The following is a 22,464-nucleotide window of genomic DNA, read 5'->3' on the forward strand; positions in this document are numbered from 1 at the left end:
TTAAAATTAAGCCTAATTAAAGTCCCACCTTATTGAGAGAATTCCTTAAAAAAACTAGCATTTATACTATGTCATTTACCAGTAACTAGGTGTATACTACATCTTTAATATTTAATTTATTAGAAAGGGAGCTAGATATGTTTTATCACTACAAGTTTTGGCATAGCTTAACGCATCCCCTGAACTTTACACAAGCTTTGGAAACAGGAGAAATAAGAGGCTATAAAAAGCGTTCCTTTACGATTTTCTTTCTCTTCATGCTCCTTTTTGCAATACGTGAGTTTTGGGGATTAGGCACTGAAAGTTTAACAACATTATTTGCAACGAACCAGCAAGATGAATATTATACAGCCCGTTTGCTATCAATGGTCGGAGCCATTGTTTGGGGAATCATTTATTTTTGCTTCCACTATTATGGCGTTACATATATATTACATCTATTAACGGACATACCTTACAAATGGATTCAAAAAGTACAACTGTTTGTACTGGCATTTATACTTATTGAAAAGACCATTTTATTCGCAGTGTTTTACGCAGTAGGCTACTCTACAACCTTCTCCTTCTTATCACTTGCCCCTGTGGTACAGCAAGTGATAGATAAAGATGTTGTGTTATTCATTATTAATCAGCTAACAGTTACTACTGTACTGACGATTATTGTGCACTTTACTTTCCTTTCTAAATGGGAGGAAGCAGCAGATCGCAAAGCGCTGTTAGCAAAAATTATCATACTACAAGTAATAATGGCCGTTTTTGTTGGGATGATTAGCGTACTACCACTTCAAGAATGGATTACAAGGGGGCTAGGATGATGCGTTTTATAAAATCCAGACCTTGGACAAGCCTTAGTATGATCGTGATGGCGATTTTAGTTGGCTTAAATGCCTTCTACGTATTCAAGGAAAATAGCAAAGTAGCGCGTTCCTATTTTGTTGATGAATTTCAACGAGCTACTGTCGGTGACCGTGTAGAAACGGTGAAAAAAGATGCAATAGTTGCACCAGCCGAAACATATACAGTTTCTGCAGATGCGAAAAGTTTATCAGCAGTAAATGTAAAGCGTGGTCAGCACATTCAAGCAAGCGATTTACTCGCTACCTATAAAACAGAGCAAGTTGACGATGAGTTAACGAAGCTTGAGGCTGAACGGGACGCTTATGAAACTGAATTAAGTGACTTGCAATCCGCCTTGTCACAAATAGAATCGGATTTTGGAGGTACAGATAATCCAAAAAGTTCGATTAATACAGATCAAATTAGTGATAAATTAAATGTCACAGTAAAATTGGAGTTAGGTCAACAAAATACTCCATCTACAGCTGTAGCTATTTTAAATCGCCATATTGCAGAAGCTACACGTCAAATTGCCGTAATGGATGCTCAAATTGCCCAAATTCAAGCACGCCAAGGAGTAGTAAGCCCTGTTGATGGTGTTATTGCCAACGTCACAGACGAAGCTGGTACAGTAACATTTGAAATTTATTCAACAGAAAAAGCAATGCTTGTCTACTTATCTGAAGAAGAATGGCAACAGGTTGCGGCTGGGCAAAGGGTCGACTTTGAACTACAGCATTTCAAAGATGACCTATCAGGTATCGTACTTGAAAAATCAATGATTGCTACAAATCATGACGCTATATGGGCAAAAGAATTAGCAAAATCAGCGAAACTACCGAAGCCTACTAATTATGAAGTAATGCTACAACAAGACGATATGTTAGAAAATATTCCGTTTTCAACAGTTGGTCAGGCTGCAATCGTAGTGAATGAAGCTTTTGATGCTTATAAAGTGAATTCTTCTTGGGTTAAATCAGTAAAAGGTGCTAAGAGCGTCTATATAATTGACGAGGATGGAAAAATTCGTCTTGAAGATATTGAAGTTGCTTTTTCAACGAAAGATTCAACGATATTCACAAGCTATATAGATGTTGGTACGCCTATTTTAGCTAATGAAAAACGTAATATTTTAGCACGCACTTTCTGCTCAATGCCCGTGAAAAAAATTGAGTGGCAACACTTTAAAGAAATTGGCTGGAAAGACTACGTCAAATATATAATTTTCTAAACTAAATGGAAAAGTGTTAGATTGACGCAGGTCAATCTAACACTTTTTTGCTATATCGTTATGTCCGCTATAGGAGTGCCTTGTTACATTTCTACTCCATCGTTTTAATCCTTTAATCTGTTTTTAAAATATTGCTGATTATCTAATATAAGTTTATTTGTTGGATCGTATTGTAATGCTTGTTCATTGTAATTATTCGATATGTCATATTGTCCCAGACGGTCGTAACAAACAGCTAATTGAATATATGGTAGCCATGTCCAAGCGATATGTTCAATTAAATTCCCCTGTTTTGGTTTGTTCTTCATACTGATTGCTTGTTCATACCAATAAATAGCTTGTTCGTATTGTGAATCTGCCAAAAATTTTGCACCTAAACGACAACAACATTCTGGGCGAGGCGTGCTATAAGCGAAAGTTTTTAATAAAAAATGCAACTGTCTATCAGCATCATTCAGCATTTCATAACAATCTGCTATTTTTATACAAGCTGCAATTTCATCCTCAATCCACCCTTGTTTTGTCGCTAAAAATTGTTGATATTTATCAATGGCTTCTTTGTACAATGCATGATCTTTTAATTCATTTCCATAATAAAACAAATCCCGTGCCGTAAATTGCTCTTGTTGCGCTTCCCTGCGCTTATAAATTTTCAAATTACGGTCTGTATAGGCTTTTTCTTTACGATGTGTAATGGCTATATTACGCTGTATAACATTCCCTTGGACAGCTAAATATTCATGTACTGCCCCAACCCATTTAAAATCGCAAGAACGTTTTACTACTCTATTTCTTTTAAGGCTATATGTTGGATTGCCATTCTCATCAAAGGCTAAATGATAATCCATCATCACACTATCCACTTCTTTATTCGTTAGTTCTTCTAGTAAGTTTAGAAAATGTATTCTTTCCCTCTCTTCTATAATATCATCTGCATCTAACCATAAAATATAATCCTTGGTGGCTTTGCTAAATGAAAAATTGCGAGCTTGTGAAAAATCATCTATCCATTCAAAATCATAAATAAGACTTGTGTATTGCTTGGCAATTTCTTTCGTTTTATCGGAGGAGCCAGTATCTACAATAATTATTTCATCCACAAGTCCTTGAACAGAAGATAAACAACGCGCTAAAACTTGTTCTTCATTTTTGACGATCATACATAAGCTAACAGTCGCTTGTTGCTTTTTTCCAATAATGATTTCATTTTTAAATTTTTCCGCACCTAGTAGGTCTGACTCTCGATAAATATGAAAAGCAGGCAAACGAGTATCAACAAATAACGGTAATTCCAAAGCGGAAGCCCTTATGCAAAAATGTCGATCTTCTCCCCAAAACGATAAATTTTTTAGCTGTTTAAAACGAACACCCTTTAAAAGTGCTTTTCTACTTATTAATGTGCAAGCACCTAGCCCCCCTACTTCATAGATGCCTGGTACTTTTAATTTATTGATAAAAGCGGACGTTCTATTGGCAATATCGATTGGTTCTAATTTTTCGCCATTATTAATCTCGTATAATGTATATTCATCCATCATCCACACTTGAGGTAGTGCTACTTCATTTTTGTTCCACTCAGTCCAGAAAATATTAGAGATAATGTCTTTTTGCGCATTCCATAAGTTTTGAAGTGTATTCGGATACAACATTAAATCAGAATCTATCAGTAGCAAACCATCATATTGTAATTGAATTGCATGTTCAATAATCCTATCTTTCATTTTCCCTACTTTTTCAATTAGCGAGTCGGTCCAATAATGTGTGTGTTCATCCTTCCTATAAAGTTCATTTTGCTGGTTATTTTTAATAATTTTTACACCTTCATTTTGTGATTGAAATAACGTTAAAAGTTCCGTTGATTGTTGGTCATCATTATCATCAATAAATAAAAAATCCACTTTATGCTCGTCTTTGTTTAACGACTGAAGTGAAAACAAAAAATAATCTAAAATTAAAGGTTTTTGTCGTACAGGACTAGCAATTAATATACGAGGTTTCATGCAGTTCTCCTTCATTTGGATATTTTCAGGAAATCATACAACATACCATCCATCCATGTCTTCAATTTAGAGCCAAGTAGGAACTTCCTCGTACTATCATTATTCATCATGCATTTAATTTGTGACAAACCGTTAATATATACTTCAACTAACGAAAAAAGTGAAATTGACAATTGTCAATTTCACTTTTTCGTATCACGATGTTCTATCGGTGAATTACCACGCATTTTCCATATCTTGTTGTGTCGCTAATTCGTAATACATCGTCGTTATTCCACTTACTTCATACATCATTCCTTGGACAAATAGCTTTTCACCATTCGTACCGTTTAGGCGAATGGCAAAAATGGTTTCACCTTTGCCAACTTTTTTAACTGTTACACCATCAGCAGCATTTTCCACATCAACAATTTTGTGATCATACAATGCTCCTGTAAATTGCTCTACGTGAACATCTTTCACAGTAAAGCCTATTTCACTCTTCGGAATGAAAACACTGCTGACTTCAACTGCTGCTGAAGTATACATTTCATAACCATCTGTTTCAGCATGAATACCTACACGTACAGATTGTCCTTTATCATCCGACAATGTTGCAATGTAGTCACCTGCCTGCAATAACTTCAATTCATAATTGCCGCCTTTTGGAATGCTTTCTGGCTCCCAACCATCAAAATTGAATGGTTGATAGACGTAGACTTTGTCACTTACTTCATGACCATTTGCAGTTGTTAGCTGAATATGAGACGGATTAAAGCCTAAATCCTCTTCGAAAAGTAATGCTGAACCCGGTGTAATTTCATCTGTTTGTTGGCAATCAAGTTGAAGCTTGCCATCCACTTCTGTAACGACCACTTTATATTTTTGCGTGTCAATAATCTCATAGTTTTCTTCTTTATCAATATTGTAGCTTACTAACATAAAGTGGCCAGATCCTTCACGCAATGCCTCTACCGTCAAACCATTCGTTGTTTGATGAATTTTGAAAAATTCATGCTCCCCATCAGCCGCTATATTATCATAAGAATAGGCTTCCAATTGAGTAGCTCCAAAATCACGCGCAGCGAAACTTTGGACAACGCGATTTGCTTGTATCGCCTCTATACGATGAATAAATAATGCAAGTTGTGAACGTTTGACTGTTTCTTTTAAACCGAATGTTGTAGGTGTAATACCCTTTGTAATATTGTGTTCAAACAATGGACCTACTGCATAATACGCATCAGAGTATTTTACAATATCCGTAAACGGCAGTGTCCAATCTTCAGTATTATTACTTAATTGGAAAGCAGATGTTAACATGCTCGCTAATTGCTCACGTGTGATGGCTTGATTGACACCAAAGCTACCATCGGCAAAGCCTGTCGCAATTCCCTCATTTGCTAATGCCGCAATTGCGCCGTAGTATTCATCACTTTGCTTAACATCGGTAAATTGAGGGTCTATTACATTTTGCGTATCTAAAGCCAATAAATTTGCTAAAATTTTGGCTACTTGTCCACGTGTGACATCTGCAAACGGCTTAAATGTACCATCTGCATAACCATTAATAATCCCGCGGGTAGCTAAATCTTTCACCGCAGTTCCATATTCTTTCGTCATATCCACATCGCTAAATCCTTCAACTGCGTGCGCTGTCGGCACTACTACAATGGCACTTGTAGCTAAAGCCGCAACGATTGCACCTTGAAATAATTTATTTCGTTTCATTCACTCGACCCCCTACGTCTTTTCCCTATCATACTATGATAACACATGGAAATAATACTAAAAGTTTCATATTCTTCTATAGTTATGTAGTTTATAGCATTGTAGCAAAGTCAAATGTATTCATACCCGCTGTTTTTTCCATTAAAAAAGCCTTGTGACTAGGATGAATCAAAAGATTTCATCTAATCACAAGGCTAGTTATAACACTAGTAAACTAGTGTATAAAGTAACACTTCGTTTTATTAAGGAGTTACAATTGTTGCTTTAAGTTCTTTTGTTGCGTTACCAACTTTAATTTTTAAAGTTACTTTAGCTTCTGTAACGCCAGCTTTTAATGTAGCTGTTGCAGCTGCAGTACCGTTACCAGCAATTGTTACATCAGTAACTTTTTCAGGTACGATTGTAACTGTTTCTGCTGCAAGTGCTTTGATTTCTTTGTTACCATATTGGTCAACAGTTGCAACGTTTACTACTACTGGAGCATCTCCTGTAGTTTTTAAGTTTGCTACAGTTGCACCAGATGCTAATGTAGCTTCTGTAATAGCTTTCGCTACGTTGTAATCAGCTAAATCTACTGATACTGTTGATGCTGTAAAGAAGAAATCTTGTGTTTTTTCAGCGTCAGCTGAAACAACGAATTTTTGTTCTAATACTTCACCAGTTGCATTAATTGTTACTTTTAAAGTGAATTCTGTATCAATTTTGTTTGCTGCTGGAGTTGTATCAGTGTTTAAAGCTGTTTCAGCGATATTTACTTTACCTGCAGTTACAGCTTGTGGCGCAGTTAATTTACCGCCAGTTACTGTTGCTGTATATTCGTTTGGCTCAAGTGCAACTTTACCACCGTTTAATAAACCGTTAACAGTGATTTTTTTGTCAGTTGCTACTTTTGTTTTACCGATTTCAGCAATTTCGTAACCTTTGTATTCTGTACCATCAGTTACTTGTACTTTTACTTCTACAGCAGAATCAATTGTGCCATTTTTCGTTACTAGAGCAACGTTTAATGTTGCAGTACCATTTTTAAGTGGTGTAACTTGGTTTGCACTTACTGATACTACATCAGAAGTACCAACTAATGTAACTGTTACAGGAGCTGCAGAGTTTTTCATTTCACGACCGTATTGGTCTTCAATGATTAAGTGATCTTTTGCAGTAATTGTCACTGGTGCTTGAGCAGTTGAAATTACTAATGGGTTTTTAAGTCCGCGAACTACAGTTGGTACTGCTGCAGCTTTAACATCTACAGTGATAGTAGCAACTTTGAATGTTGAAGTTTGGAATACTAATGCTTGTGTTCCAGCTGCTCCAAATGTTGTTTTGTAGTATACTTGACCGTCTTTTACTTCAAGAGCAGATTCAGCAACTGGTGTGCCGCCAACTTTAATACCTTTGTTAGCATCAGCTAAGATTTTTTTGTTAGTGATAACATTGCCTTCTTTATCAGTAACTGTTAAAGGAATTAATGTAGCTTCGTTAGCAACTGCGATTTCTGGTTGAGAAACAGAGATTGCGTTAGTTGTAGTAGTTTCTGCCACTTTCACAGTGTATTTTGCAGATTGGCCGTTAGTTGTTGAAATTAATAATACATCAGTATCACCAGCTTTTAAGATTGATGATAAAGCAACTACTAATTTATCTTTTTCGCCAATTTTTACTTTTGTTACTTTGTTATCGATTGTTAAGTTTGTAGTGTTAGTGTTTGTAATTACTAAACCACTTGCTTTAGCAGCATCTGTAATTTCTTTACCGTATTGGTCTTTAAGGTTTAATACGATGAATGCTTCAGAAGCTTTAGAGTTATCATTTAAAACTACTTCTTCACCTTTAGCGTTGTAAACACCCGCTACTTCAATAGAAGAAACTGTAGATTCAGCAGATAATTTCACAGTTTTAGAAACTGAAGTACCTGTAGCAGTATCAAATAATACAACTGGTACTAAATCGCCGATTTTTTTACCTTCTACAACAGCGCCTGATAATTTAACTACACCTTTAGCAGCATCAGCTACAACAGTTGTGTTAGCAGTATCATTTGTTTTTAAAGAAGTTGTTTTTGTAATATCTGTACCGTATTGGTCTTTCACTACGTAACCAACAGTTGCAGTTGTACCTGCAGCGAAAGTACCGTTAGATTGGATAGCTGTATCAACTACTGCTACTTCGTCTAAGATTTCGATAGAAGTAACTTTTTGAGCTTCGATTTTAACGTCGCTTGTTAATACTTTTTCAGTTAAACCAGAGATGTTTACAGTGTAATCTGCAGCTTGGAAGTTTGTAGCGCCTACTAATTGAACTGATTTTTTGTCAGCAGCCCAAGTAAGAGTTACGTTTTGCTTGAATGTACCGCGTAATAATTCAATTGTAGCTTTAGAAGTATCTTCTACTGCTTTGTTGAATTTTACTTCGATTGTTTTAGCGTTAACAGCTTTTACAGATTCTAATTTAACTTCAGCTACTTCATATGTAACTACAGCTGAATAAGCTTTGCCTTCGATTTCGAAGTCTACTTTAGTTTCTTTGTTTTCTGGAAGTGCAGTTTCTAATTTTACAGTATGTTTTGTATCATCAGAAAGAGTTACTTCTAATGTAGTTGCGTCAACAACTTTAGCTTCTTTTACAGTTAAAGGAGCTTCTGCAATGTTCGTGATTGTACGGTTTAAGAATGATGCGAATTGACCACGAGTTAAAGTGTTTTTAGGGTTGAACGCTTTAACGTTTGTAAGACCAGCATATTCTAACGCGATAATTGCTTCACGGTTTTCGTTAGCTGTAGCGTTATCTAAGTCAGTGATTGTAGATTTGAAGTCAGATTCTTTGTAATCTGCAACTAAGTCTACACCGTAAACAGTGTTGATAGCACGTACTAATACTACTGCCATTTGTTCACGAGACATGTTTTTAGTGTACATTAATTGGTCGTTAGAACCTTTGAATACGCCAGCATCTTTAACAAGTGCTGCATATTGTAGTAATTCTTGGTCTGGAGCTGTAGTTGGTAGGTCAGTGAAACGAGCTTTTGTTGCATAGTCAGCTGGCACTTCATAACCTTCAGATACTAACCATTTACCTAAGAATTTTGTTACGTTACCGCGTGTTACTACTGCATTTGGTTTGAATGTACCGTCAGTGTAACCTCCTACGATTTTAGCGTCCGCTAATGCTAAGATTGCGTCCTTGTGATCACTATTTTCAATATCAGAAAAGCTTGCTGCGCTAGCTACTGGTACGATTGCTGATGCTACTAGAGCTGCTGATGCTGCGCCGACAACCCATTTACTATATTTTTGTTTCATGTGCAAAAACCTCCTAGATAAATTAGCCACTTTTGTGACTACGTTTCTATTATAAAAGAAGTAGAACATACATTTCTATGTGCAATATTTGGAATGAAGGATGTGGTAATAGTTTATCTTAATTGGTTACAAATACATTTATTAGTTTATTTATAATTTGTTTTCCATCCGAATTTTGGCATACTAACGTTTCTTTTGTTCGAAAAATATACCATTTTACCCATAGATATTGAGACTTTTTCCCTTCCAATAATTTTTAAGTAAGCCAAATATCTCACTTAAAGGAATAGTGAACAAATCGTGAATTTAAGTTACAATAATATAGGTAATTTATTCATTAATTCCCTTGGAAAAATGGATTAATATTTTATGGAAACCAGAATCTAGCGATAGCTATTAAAGTAAATGGGCATTACTAGACTTCTAATAGTGGTAAAACTCGGTTTTGTGACGATTATCTCGGGTTTTGTGGCGTTTCGTTCGGAGTTTGTGGCGTTTTGCTCAAGCTTTGTGGCATTTCATACTGCTAGTCAGCGATTCACGAAGTTTTATTTTTTACAGAGATGGGGATTTGACAGAAATGGTATTTAGTAGTCTTATTTTTTTATATGTCTTTTTGCCATTAGTGATTGTTGTGTACTTCATTTCTCCGAAGATGCTACGCAATACGATTTTACTGTTGGCAAGTTTGTTTTTTTACGCTTGGGGTGAGCCGAAATATGTGCTTCTCATGATGCTGTCCATCGTACTCAATTATGTGCTCGGTATCGTTATTGAAAACACCGCTTCCCAGTCCAAGCGCAAAACATTACTTTGGTTAGTCATTGTTAGCAACTTAGCCATCTTAGGCTATTACAAATATGCTGGCTTTTTCGTGGATATTGTCAATAATTATTTGTCGCAACCTATTGAATGGCAGGCTGTACCGCTGCCAATCGGTATTTCATTTTACACGTTCCAAGCACTTAGTTATGTAATCGACGTCTATCGAAAGGACGTAAAGGCACAGCGCAATTTTTTAGATTTATCACTGTTTATTACATTATTTCCGCAACTCGTTGCAGGCCCTATCGTTCGTTATCAAACGGTAGCTGAACAAATTAAGAAACGTATTGCGACAGCAGAAGATTGGATGATTGGGTCGCGTCGCTTTGTACAAGGGCTGGCGAAAAAAGTACTGATAGCCAATCCGATGGGCGAAGTTGCCGATCATGTCTTTAGCTTATCAGGTGGGGATTTAACAACGGGGACTGCCTGGATTGGGATTTTAGCGTACTCCCTGCAAATTTATTTTGACTTCTCAGGCTATAGTGATATGGCAATTGGGTTAGCACGAATTTTCGGCTTTAAATTTGAAGAAAACTTTAACTATCCATATATAGCACAATCTGTTACAGACTTTTGGCGACGCTGGCATATCTCACTTAGCAGTTGGTTTAGAGATTATGTCTACTTCCCACTTGGTGGTAGTCGTGTTAGCCATGAATGGAAACTATATCGTAACTTACTTGTTGTGTGGACACTTACTGGTTTTTGGCACGGGGCAAGTTGGACCTTTATGGCATGGGGCTTTTACTATGGTATCTTAATTTGCTTGGAAAAATGGGTGCTGTTGAAATGGTTGGCACGCATTCCACGTATCGTCCGACATATGTATATATTAATGATCGTAATGATTGGCTGGGTGTTCTTTAGAGCAAATGATTTTACATATGCATTTTCATTTATCAAAACGATGTTTGGGCTTTCCGATGCCGCACTGTACAATTATGAAACGATTTTACTGACAAAAGATTATGCGCTTTACTTTGTCATCGCTATTATTTTTGCCATGCCGATTTATAAGCTTTACCAAACATGGAGTGAACAAAAGGCAGCCGCTTCCCTATCATTTGACTGGGGTCTGCGCATTACACAAACCGTTTACTATGGTGCACTTTTGTTATTTATTACGATGTTTTTAGTAAACGCAACACATAATCCATTCATTTACTTTAGATTTTAGGTGGGACATCATGCGAAAAATTCAAACGTATCTATTACCAATTACATTTTTTTGCATTATTTTCGGTGGCTTCGTCGTGCATGTATTAACGGTGGATCGGCCGCAATCAGAAATGGAAAACCGGCCATTAGAATCTGCCAACATTACGCCAAGCGCTAAGGAAATTTTAACAGGGACATGGTCCAAGCAAGTAGAGTCGTATATTTCTGACCAGTTTCCTGCACGTGATACATGGATGCGCAATTATGTAAACTTTCAACGTGTTGTGGGCAAAACGTATTTAAATGATAAGTACGCTGTTGATAATAAAACTGGCTGGATTATTTCGAAGCCGGCCGCAGTAAAACCTGATGAAGAGCTGGCTGCTTTTGCCTCTGATTTACAACGCTTAAGCAAAGGTCTAGCTGAAAAGCATATACCATTTACATTTTACTCCCTACCAGCAAAGGCGACTTATTCACGTGAGCCAAGCCCACGCTATATGCCAGAAGATGCTGGTATTGCAAACAATGTAAAACTGCACGAACTTGTTACCGCTGCAGGCGTAGACAATATTCGTCTCTATGATGAAATGCAAGAAAACTTTTCTGCCGAGCGCAACTTCTTTAAAACAGATCATCACTGGACAATTCGCGGTGCCTATTCAGGCTACGAAGCGCTTATCCATACACTAAACAAACGACTGGGTGAAACAATAGCAACCATTCCTTTTGATGAAGCCAATACATTTTGTTTACCAAATAAGTTCGCCGGCTCATGGAATAAAATACTCTATATGACCGTCGAGAATAATGAACAAATTTGCTATAACGAACCTGCATCGTTTGCAACACAGTTTACAATCTACGACGGTACAATTGAAGGTGGCGTCACTGCACCGTATGACGCAGTATACGGTCGGGCGAAACAGATGAGTCCTGACGCCATAGTGAACTATGCGGATGCCTACAGCCGCGACTTTGCTGAACTTACAATCGTCAACCAAAACTATGACAGCGACAAACATCTCGTCGTCATTAAAGATTCATACTTTAACACCATTCAATTTCATGTAGCAAGTCACTTTAAAACTGTGACCATTTTAGACTTACGTTATTTAGAAAAAGATATTATTCCTTACTTACAAAACATGCAACCGGACTATGTCATTCTTGCCTATAATGATCGCAATTTAAAACTGATGCCCGAGTAACTATCGGTCAATCACGTGATAACGAGGTACCCGCGGTTTGCTTAGGTTTACCCGCGATTTACTTAGGGTTACCCGCGGTTCGTTACGGTTTACCCGCGGTTTACTCTGATTTACCCGCGATTCGCTCCGGTTTACCCGCGATTTACTTCGATTTACCCGCGATTCGCAAAACAATTACAAAAGCAGTGATTTCTATCTAGTTAGAGATCACTGCTTTTTAACGTTTTTTCAACTTTCCCACAATCCATTGACTAAACGGTAGGAATGACAATAGTTTCGTCAGCCCAATGCAAACAACAAGTGTCCACAGCATAAGCATGGAAACACGCGTCAATGTGCTATCAAAATGTGCCACAAACCAGCTTGTCGATAGACGTAGCACTTCCCAATGGATAAGGTAAATCATAAACGCATATTGACTAATAATACGAACCAACTTCGTAGCTGGCAATGACTGCCCCCAAGCAATAACACAAAGCACAACACTAAAGACAAGTGGGACTATATCGAGACGCCTCGAATGCACCTCAGTATAGCCAAGTAACATACGAATCATCAAAAACAGTACAGCAAGTACAACGAAAACAACCGTTGCACCTCGGTACTTCTTCGCCAATGCAGCTAGTCTCTCATATGAGACTCCCATCGCATAGGCAACTGCAAAATAACCAAGCCATCCTGTAAACAGCAAGCGTAGCACATTCGCATGGTCCTCAAAAATTGGATAAGGCAAGGCAATGACCGCATGATGTACTAGCGTAATCAGCACGCTGAGCGGTAGAAACCACGTAATCGACCATTTAAAACGCTTCACCAACGCAAATACTACATATAACTGGAAAATAACTACAACAAACCAGCCCACAAACTCTCCATAAACTACATTATAGAAATACTTGTCCCATAACAAACCTTTACGATAAATTGACTCCACCAATAATGCATCGACAAAAGCCCACACTAAAAAAGGCACTAAAATATATTGAAGACGACTCGACCAAAAATAAATTGGTAGCCGTTCACGATAACGATTTGACAATATGATAATCGATAACACAATAAACGTCGGCGTTGCATAGCAAAGCGCAATCCGCAAAAACAGATAAACCTGTTGCTCGGGTTCTACACCAACCTCCAAAATTACCCAGGATGATGTATGTAATAGTAAAATGGATAGGCATGCCACTACACGTAGGAAATCCCACTCTTTAATCACTACAACATTCTCCTAGTACTATACTCTCTCTATTAAGCATGTCATAGTTTATCAGATAATGCAATGGCACTAGTTGGTAGCTATTTTTGTAGTATTTTTCTATAAAATACAATAGCGATGCTAAGTGTCGCAATATCAGCAAGTGGAATTGACAAAAATATGGAGAAAGCAGGACTAATATCGAACACATTTTCTTTACGAAAAAAAGTCGGTAAAAGCAGAACGAGCGGCACAATTACGATAACCTGTCTGATTAGACCAAGGATTACGGCATAAATTTCTTTACCTGTAACCTGCAATACAGTCATAATTGTATAGGTAATACCCAATAGCGGAAATGTTAGAAAAATGACCTTTATCACATGTTGTGTTGATGTTAACATCGTTTCATCAGAAGTAAACAAATACAAAATCACATTACTGAACATATACATGGCTACAGTAATACCAATACCATAAATAATCGCATACAACATTGTCTTTTTTACAGTTTTATTTTTTTTCAATAATTCTCCCTTACCCTCAAAATAAGCAAGAATTGTTTGAACTGCCTGCGTGATACCAATAATCGGCATTAATACAAGCATATACATCTTGTTGGCTATATTCCAAATCGCTATTTGACTATGGCTTCCTATTGATATGAGCTGATGGTTTACTATAAATGCAGAAACACCGGCTAATAATTGTATGGCCGTTTGGGCAAAACCAATTTTCAACATTTGAAAGGACAGCCATCCATGTTCTCCTAAAGATACCTTGCTCGCTAAAAACCAGATATGACGTTTCACCAAATAAACAATGGAAATAATAGCGCATACTAACTCACTAATGAAAGTGCCTAAAGCAATACCAACAACGCCTAATTGAAAGCCGAAAGTTAAAATAGCATTGCACACAATATTAATCACCACTGCAATGGTAATAATAATTGCCTCTACTTTTGGATAACCAAATGCTCGAATAACGCTCGTCAATGTATAACCAATAGCACTCAAAATATTACTAAGTAGAATAATAGTTAAATAATCTTTGGCAAGCTTCCATACTTCACCTTTAGCACCCAACATAGTTAAAAGTGGCTCCATCAAAATCCATGTAGTACCAGATGTAACAAAGCTAACAACACAGGTCATCACAAACCCACTCTGAAAATACTTATTTAATTGAAGTTGATCGCCACTACCTAAATACTTTGAAATCATGATTGCCGTTGACGTGGCAAAGAGCGTCTGCAGTGCTACAAAAGCAGCAAGTATCGGCGATAATAAGCCCATGGCAGATAAGGCACTTTCACTTTGGCTACCTATATGCCCTGCAAAAGACGTATCCACTACGGAAGTCATCATTTCAAGAATTAAGGACAAGATTGCAGGAAGTGAGAACGTTGCAATTAATTTACTGATTGAATAGTTGTCGAAGTTATTGGACTTCATCTAGCATCCCCTCCAACACAAACAATATCATGTCAAATAAGACACCTAATGTCTTATTTGAAAATAATTGTGTGATTTTGTTGGTACGGAGTAAAATTTCGTTCAAACTCAATATTCGTTATATGCGAATAAGTAATTGAAGCAATCTTTATTAATACATACTTCCTTTCAAAAGCATATAAATATAACCCATCCGCTTTTAAAACATAACTAATCGGTGCTACGTCCATTTGTTTCTCACCAATAATGACACGAAGATAGTATTCCTCGTCAAGACAATGGTTTATCCGTTGATAGACTGCTTCTGTCATATCGACCTTATTATCGAAAAGATCAACGATAAAATAATCTTTGGCATCTTGTTCATACAGATAAATCAATTCTGGAGAAATGAGTGCCAGTTTCTTTAATATACGCTCCTTATGCATTTGCATTGACAAACTATCATAAACAGATAACGCAAATGTTAAAACTTGCAAATCTTCATCATTAAAGAAGCTACTAGATAGTTTATAATGCTCTTCAATATACACGCCACCTCTATGCCCCTGCTTACAAGTAACTGGAACACCCATCATCGATAGCTTATCAATATCCCGCTGAATCGTTTTTACACTTACTTCAAACTGACGCGCCAGCGCCTCATGCGTTGTCTTTTTCACCTTCAACAAATGTAGCAATATCTCCATTTGACGATTACGAATCATCTTACAGCTCCCCCCTTCTGTCACTTCTATATTTAGTATGGACTAAAATCTTCAGTACACAAAGTGGCTACAAGTGAAAAATCGTATTTTTGCTTTATAGTAAATTATTTGCGTATAGAATAGGAATTGACTTCCTTTCAGGTATATTGCAATCATTTAGTGATAAAAATAGAAGAAAGCTTCTAGCTATAAGAGAGGTATAAAATGTATAAAATATCAATTGTGGAAGATGACATGGATATTGCTCAAACATTGAAAAATCAACTAGATAAATACGGCTATCAAAGCGTTATTACACAAGACTTTGACAAAGTGCTCGATCATTTTCAAGCATTTCAACCGCACCTTGTTTTGCCTTTGATGGTTACTATCTATGAGCATTCTTTACTTCTACTTACAAACATCAGTGGAAGGTGAAAAAGCAAAATATACAGGCATTCGAAAAATTGGTCTTTCTGTAGTGACCAAGGAATTAGCTATGCTAGTTTTTATCCCCTTCACCTTTGCTAGCATTCTATTAGTTTGTGTAATGTTCTCCATGCGCAATATGATATCATCGTCATTTTATGAAATGACGGCAATGGGCATCAGTATATTTTTACTGTTATTTATAGGAAGCTTCTTCATTATCTGACGAAGCTATTTAAAGAAATTAGTAGTAGCACATTAAATAGAACCGTTCCCTTTCATTTACAGCGACGACGGAACTGACACCAATAGAATAGACAATAAAAAAACACCTTTGATTGAAATAGGGTTTAGATACCTACACTTCAATTGGAGGTGTTTTTCTACGGGAACATGTGCGTAAAAAGGAACGTTACAAATTTAAAATTCTATACAATCCTATACTTATTCAACAAATAATCAAATGTGACAAATATTATAATATAAACGCTCCCCAATAAAGAACTAATGTAAAAAGTATCTTTATACGTGTTTATATCAAAATTAAGGAGTGTAAACAACAGTGAAAAAATTAAGGCACAAAGGAGATGTTTAATATACATCAATACTATATGTTTATTTTTACTATGTTTCTCAATAAGTAAGGAAACTCCTAAAGCTACAAGCATAGAAGGTGCCGTAAATGCAGTACCATACATACCATAAACAATACTGTATGTAGAAGTAATAAATAGTGGAATAATAAAGATGCCAATAATAATTGTAACGACAGCAGCGATTGCTTTGTTTTTAACCATTCTATTTCACAACCTTACTAGTTTTGAAAAAACCATTTTATAAATTACATATGTAATTAAATTAAAAATAAGGAAAATAATCGACTGGACTATTGTCACAACTATAATAAATAAGAGATCTGCACCTAATACAATCTCGCCCGGAGGCAATTCTTTTTTTGTGCTTTCCACCAAAACAAAAGTGCCCCAGACAAAGATAGATACGTATAATCCTAAATATGCGAACAGTGAATATTGATAAAACTTCATTCTAAATTTAAATCCTAACACCACATTCAGAAGAATTATAACGAAAGGAAAAGCTAAAAATTGGAATAATGAATCAAACCTTCCGTCTAACATTGAACCAAGAAATTGACTTATACATGCAATTGCACTATTTGCAACCGCTACTATAATGAAAGCATTTTTTGATGTATCCATTTTTCACCCCTCTATTAACTCCTATAGAGTGTTGTAATAAATTTTATCATAAATGGAATACATACCCATGACTTTCACAACTATATTTTGTATTATGTATTCACAAGCTCGTTTGAAATCAATTGCTTGTCGCCAATCCATAATAAAATCAGCCAGTTTTCAGCGACTTACCGCTGAAAACTGGCTGGTTTTTGCATTTTGCTAATTCACCATCTGCACCGCTGGTTTGTTGCCATAAATCGTTTCTACCCATTCTGGATGGTCGATAAATGGATTGCGGTTCCCTTGGATTTCGTAGATTCTTTCGTTTCGTCGTTTTTCATAGTCATCTACTGGGTCTTGTAGATGCCATTGTAAAAGAACCGAAAGTTTACCGTGATACGGAGCTGTTCCATTGTTGACTTTGTCATTTAATTCAAGGTCTACTTTATCGCCTAGCTCATAACGCGTTGCCATATAAAACAGAATGCGTGCAACGTCCCCTTTGACACGATTCGGTGGTTCGAAGGAATCGGCGTCTTTCAAGCAACCGTTACAGCCAGCGACTGGACTACCGCCATTGTCAAAGTCTAAATTTCCTCTTGCGCTATTTACTTGAACATCGGTAGGGCGTAAATGATGGATATCAGTTCCTGGTCCTTGACTTGTGCCGAAATTCCCATGTGATTTTGCCCACGTATGTTCTCGGTTCCAGTTGCCTACATTGCCGCCGTTGTTTGTTTTTGGACTAGATTTACCGGAATAAAATAACAGGACATTATTTGTATTATTCGGATCTTCATCTGTGTATCTCAAAGCATCCCATGCAGCATCATAGGATAATACTTTTTGGTTTGCAATAATATCATGCAGCGCCTTTTTGAGTGCTTGCCCCTCTTTGTTATAGGCAGCAGTATAGTAGTCGTTAGCCGTTACAGTAACACTAAAATTGGCCGTAACACTTTTTGTACCATCAGATGCAGTAACACCCACAATATGACTACCCGCTTCTAAAGTTAACGTTAAGCGTTTGCCCTTTATCGAACCTTTTGTAGCGGTAAATGTCAATTCGTCATTATCAGGATCAGCGAAATGCTCTGTTAAATCGATGGTAATGTCCGTTCCTACAGCTACTGTCTGATTTGTAAAAGGCTTTTTGATGATTGGTTGCTTGTTTTCAGCAGGGACAGGAGGGTACACTATCGGTTGCCCCTTAGAATTTGTAAATTTAATGTTTTCTAACGATGCACCCTTCTTCAATTCAATCAACTGTAAGTCAATATTTTCTGCGCCTCTAATTTCACTTACATTTTTGCCTTCAATGGTAATCTTTTTAAACGTATTGCCCTTTAAGTCTACAATGGACTCTGGATGATTTGGCGTAATAATCACATCTGTCTTGTTAAAGCCTTCACCGTGAAGCTCGACATACTTCCCTTTTAAGTGTACGCCCTTCGTAATATACGACGCTGCATCTAAATGTAATGCTACACTCGGTTTTGTAATAACTAAGATATTTTTCTTAAAGTTCTCATAGTTATATGTGATTTCAGGTTGAATCGGTTCTACTGTAGGACCTTGTTTTAAATCCAGTTGCACCATGACAGGGTCATGGTCACTTGCACGGCCTGCCATATCTGTAAAGTCTGCATTAATATGAAGAATATCAATTATCGTTTTTTCTTGAAGGTTATTAGAAACTAAAATATGATCTAATACTTGCGAATTTCCTTGATACAAATACGTATAACGGTCAGATGAATCGGCTTTATTGATCATATTAGTCATCCATTCACCTTCATGAATTTTAAGCGCTTTGGCAAATTGGTAATCGTTAAAATCACCTAACGATACAATGTTTGCATCTGGATTTTTCGTTTTAACATCCGCAACAAAGTTATACACAATATTTGCGATTTTTTGGCGTTGCACTTCACTTTTATATTGCGGTGGTTGTGTTGCTCCGAATAATGGTGTGTCACCCGATTTAGAATTCCAGTGATTAGCAATCACAATGACATCTTCACCTTGGAACTCAAATTGTGCAGCTAACGGTTTACGGCTATTATTAAATGCTTCATTCATCGGGTCAATTCGGCCTGGGTTCAGCGTTAATTGACCGTTTTGATAACTAACCGCAGTAGTCGCATCCCCTGCTTGGATTCCTTCCTTCAAGTTCACCCTTGCTGGATTGTATAAGAAACCAACACGAATATTCGCGTTCGGTGCACCACCATCTGCATTATTCACAGGGTCAATATTGACATACTTATAATCAATACCACTTTCAGCTTTAATGGCATCAATTAAGCGTTGATAACTTTGATCTGCCTTGGCATCACCAGCCGACTCGCCGTTATTATCTTGTACTTCCGTCACCCCTACAATGTCTGGCGTTTGCATATCAGTACCAATGGCGCGTGCTAATTTTCGCGCCTTATCATCCGATGTGGATGTTTTGTTATTAGAAAAGTTTTCCAAATTATACGAGGCAATTGTTAGCTTATCCTCTGCTTTGACTATTTTGGTAGTCTCAGGTGTTGCCGTCCCTTTTACATGGGCTTGCTTCATGTTATCTAATGGCACGTAAATTTTGAAGTTTTGATAAGAGTAGCCCACAATACCCGTAATCGGTCCGCTAAACTTATCGCCTGTGGCAACTTCGAAATCACGAGCTGTTCCGTTCGGTTCCAATCTAAATTGGATACGATTTGGGTTTGTTTTTCCTTCCTCATACAAGACCCCACCATGCAGCGTGTTTGTTGGCTCACTTTCAAGAACCGTTACTAAATCGCCATGTTCCTGTGGAGCAACAGCTTTGACATTGCCTACTTCCACTCGCATCGCTTCAATACTTTCCCAAAAATCAATGGCATCAATTGTTGGGTTGAAAACTTGCAGATTGTCACTATCAATTTGGCTAAATGACATTTTTAATTTATCAATTTGAATGGCTTTTGGTAATGCTACACTGGCATTAAGTACTTGTACTTTGCCCCCTTGATCATTTCGTACATTGATTTGCGTCGTTTTTAAATCTGTTTGGTTCGCATCACTGTAGCCATCATACGCATATTCATCTACTTTACCTGTTACCGATACTAAATTTCCTACTTGAATCGGCCAAGCATTCTTTCCGCTATAAAGTAAGATTCCTTCCGATGTATTCGGATTATCATCCGCTAATTCATCAGGTGTTTGAATTGTATAATAATAACTACCATTTAAAGAAAATGAATATGTTACAATCCCTTGAATGCCATCAACGGTTTTGCCAGCAAATGGAGAACGATGGCCTTCCCCTTGAATATCATGAATTTGCAGCGCATCTGTAATAACATAGTCATAGGTCATCACTTCACTAAACGTGCCATCACTTGCTTTGACAACCGTTTTTAATGTTGTGTTTTGCGTAATATCGATTGGTTTTTCGTATTTAATACCTGATATAGTAGGATTCGTACCATCTACTGTGTAATAGATTTCCCCATTAGCTGTCGATGTTGATAAAGTGACCGTTGTTTGATTAATAAATGTACCACTACTTGGCGACGCAATCGCTGGTTTTAATGCTGTACTATCCACAACAATATCGTTTACAGAACGTGGTATCACTTGGTAATCCTGATCGAATTGTTGGACAATGCCCGTAATCGATTCATATGTTGTGCCGACCGTTAAGCCTAGCGCATTCGTTTCATCGCGTACTAAGAAATTGCTACCATCACTAGCTGTATAGTTTGCCCAGCCACTTCCTGCTTGCACATTCGTCAGCGCAACATTTTTTATCGTAACAAGTTGTGATTCATTTGCTTCTGCTATCTCTGCACCTGTTACTACTTTTGCAGTTGGTGCACCAACACCTGCCACTTTGTCGATAATTTGAGCTCCGTCTAATTGCAGTAACCCTCTATAGTCCGCAAGCTTCCCTTTAAGCGTTACTTCGTCCCCAATTTCTACATTTAGACTCGTCGGACGTACAGCGATACCACCTGTTCCATCCTGTACAGAGATGGTATTTTTCAGCTTCCCTGCCACAATACCTTTGATTGTTACTGTTGTACCGTTCGCTTGTGTTCTTGCATCCGCGATTGACTGAACATCTGCTTGTCCAATGACGGTATAATTAAAAGTTTGCACATCACTATTTTCCAGCCCCTGTGCAACTGCTATCGCTTTGATCGTCATTGTTTTATCAATAACGATTGGTTGCGTATAACTAGCACTTTGTAATGTTGGCTCTGTTCCATCCGTTGTATAAAAAATCGTTGCACCAGCAGTGGCAGAAGATAATGCAATGGCAGTACCTGACGCAACCGTTCCAGAAGGTATAGAAGCTGTGACGGCTTCTGCCTTTATAATAGGCCCACCGTGTCCTCCATCCATTGTATGACTGCCTAAATGTTCGAATGTATCAATTGGATAGGGCTGCCATTCTAATGAAGGGTCAAAGGTGTCACTTGGATTTTTATCACCAGACGTAATGGAACTCTTTCTAACCAATGTTGTATCAACAGTCGACACCCCATTGTCATTCCATGACTTGCCTGGATCAAACCCCATTTGACCAAAAGAATCTACTACCTCTTCACCTTTCTTTAAAACAATCGCATCATTACCATTAAACGCGGTAACAGCTGAAGCAAGTCCACCTTTCTCTTTGATCGCTGCTACTGCACTAGAATTATAGAGAATGATTGTCTCATTATGTGCTAAAGTGCCACTTAACGTCTGTTTGTTCGTTGGTGTCGTACTACCATTTGTATAAAGTTCAAGTTTGTATTGGCTTAAATCAATCGTTGAACCCGTTCCATTGTAAAGTTCAATCGCCTTATTATTACTGGACCCTTCAATATACTCAGAGATAATTAAATCAGTAGCTAATTCAGCCGCAACAGCTTGACTAGGCATTACTGGCATCGATACACTCGCAACTAATGTCGTTGCGAGAAAAGCATTGAATGACTTGTTCCATTTCTTTTTAGACATCATCAGTTAGCTCCTCTTTAAGTATTTGCTTCATAAAAACCTTCTTCTTAACCGAAGAAGGTCTACCATCTCTCTATCTCGGCTGTCGGTTTGTACCTACACCAGACGCATAAAGCGTGCCATCAATAGTAGTAAAACTTATTTCCCCAGTATATATATATGAAACCATATAACTGTTAATGCACTATTGAATTACTATATAGTAACTGTTAAATTATAGCATTTTCCAAGAACCTAA

At 37.3% G+C, this 22,464-nt stretch carries 14 protein-coding genes; 6 read left to right on the plus strand and 8 right to left on the minus strand.

Annotated features, from left to right (window positions below):
• Positions 1-137 precede the first annotated feature (137 nt).
• Together LS41612_RS19780 and LS41612_RS19785 are read left to right on the plus strand one after the other, a co-directional pair.
• On the plus strand, positions 138-815 hold the full coding sequence (locus LS41612_RS19780; protein ID WP_024362438.1) for a hypothetical protein: 678 nt from the start codon (positions 138-140) through the stop codon (positions 813-815).
• The gene (locus LS41612_RS19785) at positions 812-2,068 is read left to right on the plus strand and encodes an efflux RND transporter periplasmic adaptor subunit (protein WP_024362437.1); all 1,257 of its coding nucleotides are present in this window, start codon (positions 812-814) and stop codon (positions 2,066-2,068) included. The genes LS41612_RS19780 and LS41612_RS19785 overlap by 4 nt, the downstream gene beginning before the upstream one ends.
• A gap of 104 nt (positions 2,069-2,172) precedes the next feature.
• Here the strand turns inward: LS41612_RS19785 and LS41612_RS19790 are convergent, their stop codons facing one another.
• From LS41612_RS19790 to LS41612_RS19800, 3 genes are all read right to left on the minus strand, one after another.
• A complete protein-coding gene (locus LS41612_RS19790; RefSeq protein WP_029747208.1) occupies positions 2,173-4,068 on the minus strand; it encodes a glycosyltransferase in 1,896 nt (631 codons plus the stop codon).
• 216 nt (positions 4,069-4,284) lie between these two features.
• Complete coding sequence (locus LS41612_RS19795; protein WP_024362435.1) at positions 4,285-5,778, minus strand: S-layer homology domain-containing protein; 1,494 nt, start codon at positions 5,776-5,778, stop codon at positions 4,285-4,287.
• A gap of 242 nt (positions 5,779-6,020) precedes the next feature.
• Positions 6,021-9,074 (minus strand): S-layer homology domain-containing protein, encoded by a 3,054-nt coding sequence (locus LS41612_RS19800; protein WP_024362434.1) that lies wholly within the window; start codon positions 9,072-9,074, stop codon positions 6,021-6,023.
• Between the two features lie 580 nt (positions 9,075-9,654).
• On the opposite strand from LS41612_RS19800, the gene LS41612_RS19805 reads away from it, so the two are divergent.
• Complete coding sequence (locus LS41612_RS19805) at positions 9,655-11,079, plus strand: MBOAT family O-acyltransferase (RefSeq protein WP_024362433.1); 1,425 nt, start codon at positions 9,655-9,657, stop codon at positions 11,077-11,079.
• 10 nt (positions 11,080-11,089) lie between these two features.
• On the plus strand, positions 11,090-12,271 hold the full coding sequence (locus LS41612_RS19810) for an alginate O-acetyltransferase AlgX-related protein (protein WP_024362432.1): 1,182 nt from the start codon (positions 11,090-11,092) through the stop codon (positions 12,269-12,271).
• A gap of 217 nt (positions 12,272-12,488) precedes the next feature.
• On the opposite strand, the gene LS41612_RS19815 is transcribed toward LS41612_RS19810, so the two are convergent.
• The 3 genes from LS41612_RS19815 to LS41612_RS19825 all read right to left on the minus strand — a co-directional run bounded on the left by LS41612_RS19815 (position 12,489) and on the right by LS41612_RS19825 (position 15,630).
• Positions 12,489-13,487, minus strand: a complete 999-nt coding sequence (locus LS41612_RS19815) for an acyltransferase family protein (RefSeq protein WP_024362431.1) — start codon at positions 13,485-13,487, stop codon at positions 12,489-12,491.
• A gap of 80 nt (positions 13,488-13,567) precedes the next feature.
• Positions 13,568-14,923, minus strand: coding sequence for an MATE family efflux transporter (locus LS41612_RS19820; RefSeq protein WP_024362430.1), 1,356 nt, complete (start codon positions 14,921-14,923; stop codon positions 13,568-13,570).
• Between the two features lie 53 nt (positions 14,924-14,976).
• A complete protein-coding gene (locus LS41612_RS19825) occupies positions 14,977-15,630 on the minus strand; it encodes a helix-turn-helix transcriptional regulator (RefSeq protein ID WP_024362429.1) in 654 nt (217 codons plus the stop codon).
• 204 nt (positions 15,631-15,834) lie between these two features.
• Here LS41612_RS19825 and LS41612_RS23220 point away from each other — a divergent pair, with 204 nt between their 5' ends.
• Positions 15,835-16,047, plus strand: coding sequence for a response regulator (locus tag LS41612_RS23220; protein WP_024362428.1), 213 nt, complete (start codon positions 15,835-15,837; stop codon positions 16,045-16,047).
• A complete protein-coding gene (locus tag LS41612_RS19830; RefSeq protein WP_231785538.1) occupies positions 16,004-16,264 on the plus strand; it encodes a hypothetical protein in 261 nt (86 codons plus the stop codon). The genes LS41612_RS23220 and LS41612_RS19830 overlap by 44 nt, the downstream gene beginning before the upstream one ends.
• A gap of 577 nt (positions 16,265-16,841) precedes the next feature.
• Here the strand turns inward: LS41612_RS19830 and LS41612_RS19840 are convergent.
• Together LS41612_RS19840 and LS41612_RS19845 are read right to left on the minus strand one after the other, a co-directional pair.
• Positions 16,842-17,258, minus strand: a complete 417-nt coding sequence (locus LS41612_RS19840) for a hypothetical protein (protein WP_024362426.1) — start codon at positions 17,256-17,258, stop codon at positions 16,842-16,844.
• 201 nt (positions 17,259-17,459) lie between these two features.
• Entirely contained in the window at positions 17,460-22,229 is a 4,770-nt protein-coding gene (locus LS41612_RS19845; RefSeq protein WP_080653314.1) for an endonuclease, read from the minus strand.
• Positions 22,230-22,464 lie beyond the last annotated feature (235 nt).

Source organism: Lysinibacillus sphaericus (assembly GCF_002982115.1).
Taxonomy (GTDB): domain Bacteria; phylum Bacillota; class Bacilli; order Bacillales_A; family Planococcaceae; genus Lysinibacillus; species Lysinibacillus sphaericus.

Excerpts from the sequence above, each read along its gene's own strand:
- LS41612_RS19780 (WP_024362438.1), top strand. The coding sequence starts at position 138 with ATGTTTTATCACTACAAGTTTTGGCATAGCTTAACGCATCCCCTGAAC.
- LS41612_RS19785 (WP_024362437.1), top strand. The coding sequence starts at position 812 with ATGATGCGTTTTATAAAATCCAGACCTTGGACAAGCCTTAGTATGATC.
- LS41612_RS19790 (WP_029747208.1), bottom strand. The coding sequence starts at position 4,068 with ATGAAACCTCGTATATTAATTGCTAGTCCTGTACGACAAAAACCTTTA.
- LS41612_RS19795 (WP_024362435.1), bottom strand. The coding sequence starts at position 5,778 with ATGAAACGAAATAAATTATTTCAAGGTGCAATCGTTGCGGCTTTAGCT.
- LS41612_RS19800 (WP_024362434.1), bottom strand. The coding sequence starts at position 9,074 with ATGAAACAAAAATATAGTAAATGGGTTGTCGGCGCAGCATCAGCAGCT.
- LS41612_RS19805 (WP_024362433.1), top strand. The coding sequence starts at position 9,655 with ATGGTATTTAGTAGTCTTATTTTTTTATATGTCTTTTTGCCATTAGTG.
- LS41612_RS19810 (WP_024362432.1), top strand. The coding sequence starts at position 11,090 with ATGCGAAAAATTCAAACGTATCTATTACCAATTACATTTTTTTGCATT.
- LS41612_RS19820 (WP_024362430.1), bottom strand. The coding sequence starts at position 14,923 with ATGAAGTCCAATAACTTCGACAACTATTCAATCAGTAAATTAATTGCA.
- LS41612_RS19825 (WP_024362429.1), bottom strand. The coding sequence starts at position 15,630 with ATGATTCGTAATCGTCAAATGGAGATATTGCTACATTTGTTGAAGGTG.
- LS41612_RS23220 (WP_024362428.1), top strand. The coding sequence starts at position 15,835 with ATGTATAAAATATCAATTGTGGAAGATGACATGGATATTGCTCAAACA.
- LS41612_RS19830 (WP_231785538.1), top strand. The coding sequence starts at position 16,004 with ATGAGCATTCTTTACTTCTACTTACAAACATCAGTGGAAGGTGAAAAA.
- LS41612_RS19840 (WP_024362426.1), bottom strand. The coding sequence starts at position 17,258 with ATGGATACATCAAAAAATGCTTTCATTATAGTAGCGGTTGCAAATAGT.
- LS41612_RS19845 (WP_080653314.1), bottom strand. The coding sequence starts at position 22,229 with ATGATGTCTAAAAAGAAATGGAACAAGTCATTCAATGCTTTTCTCGCA.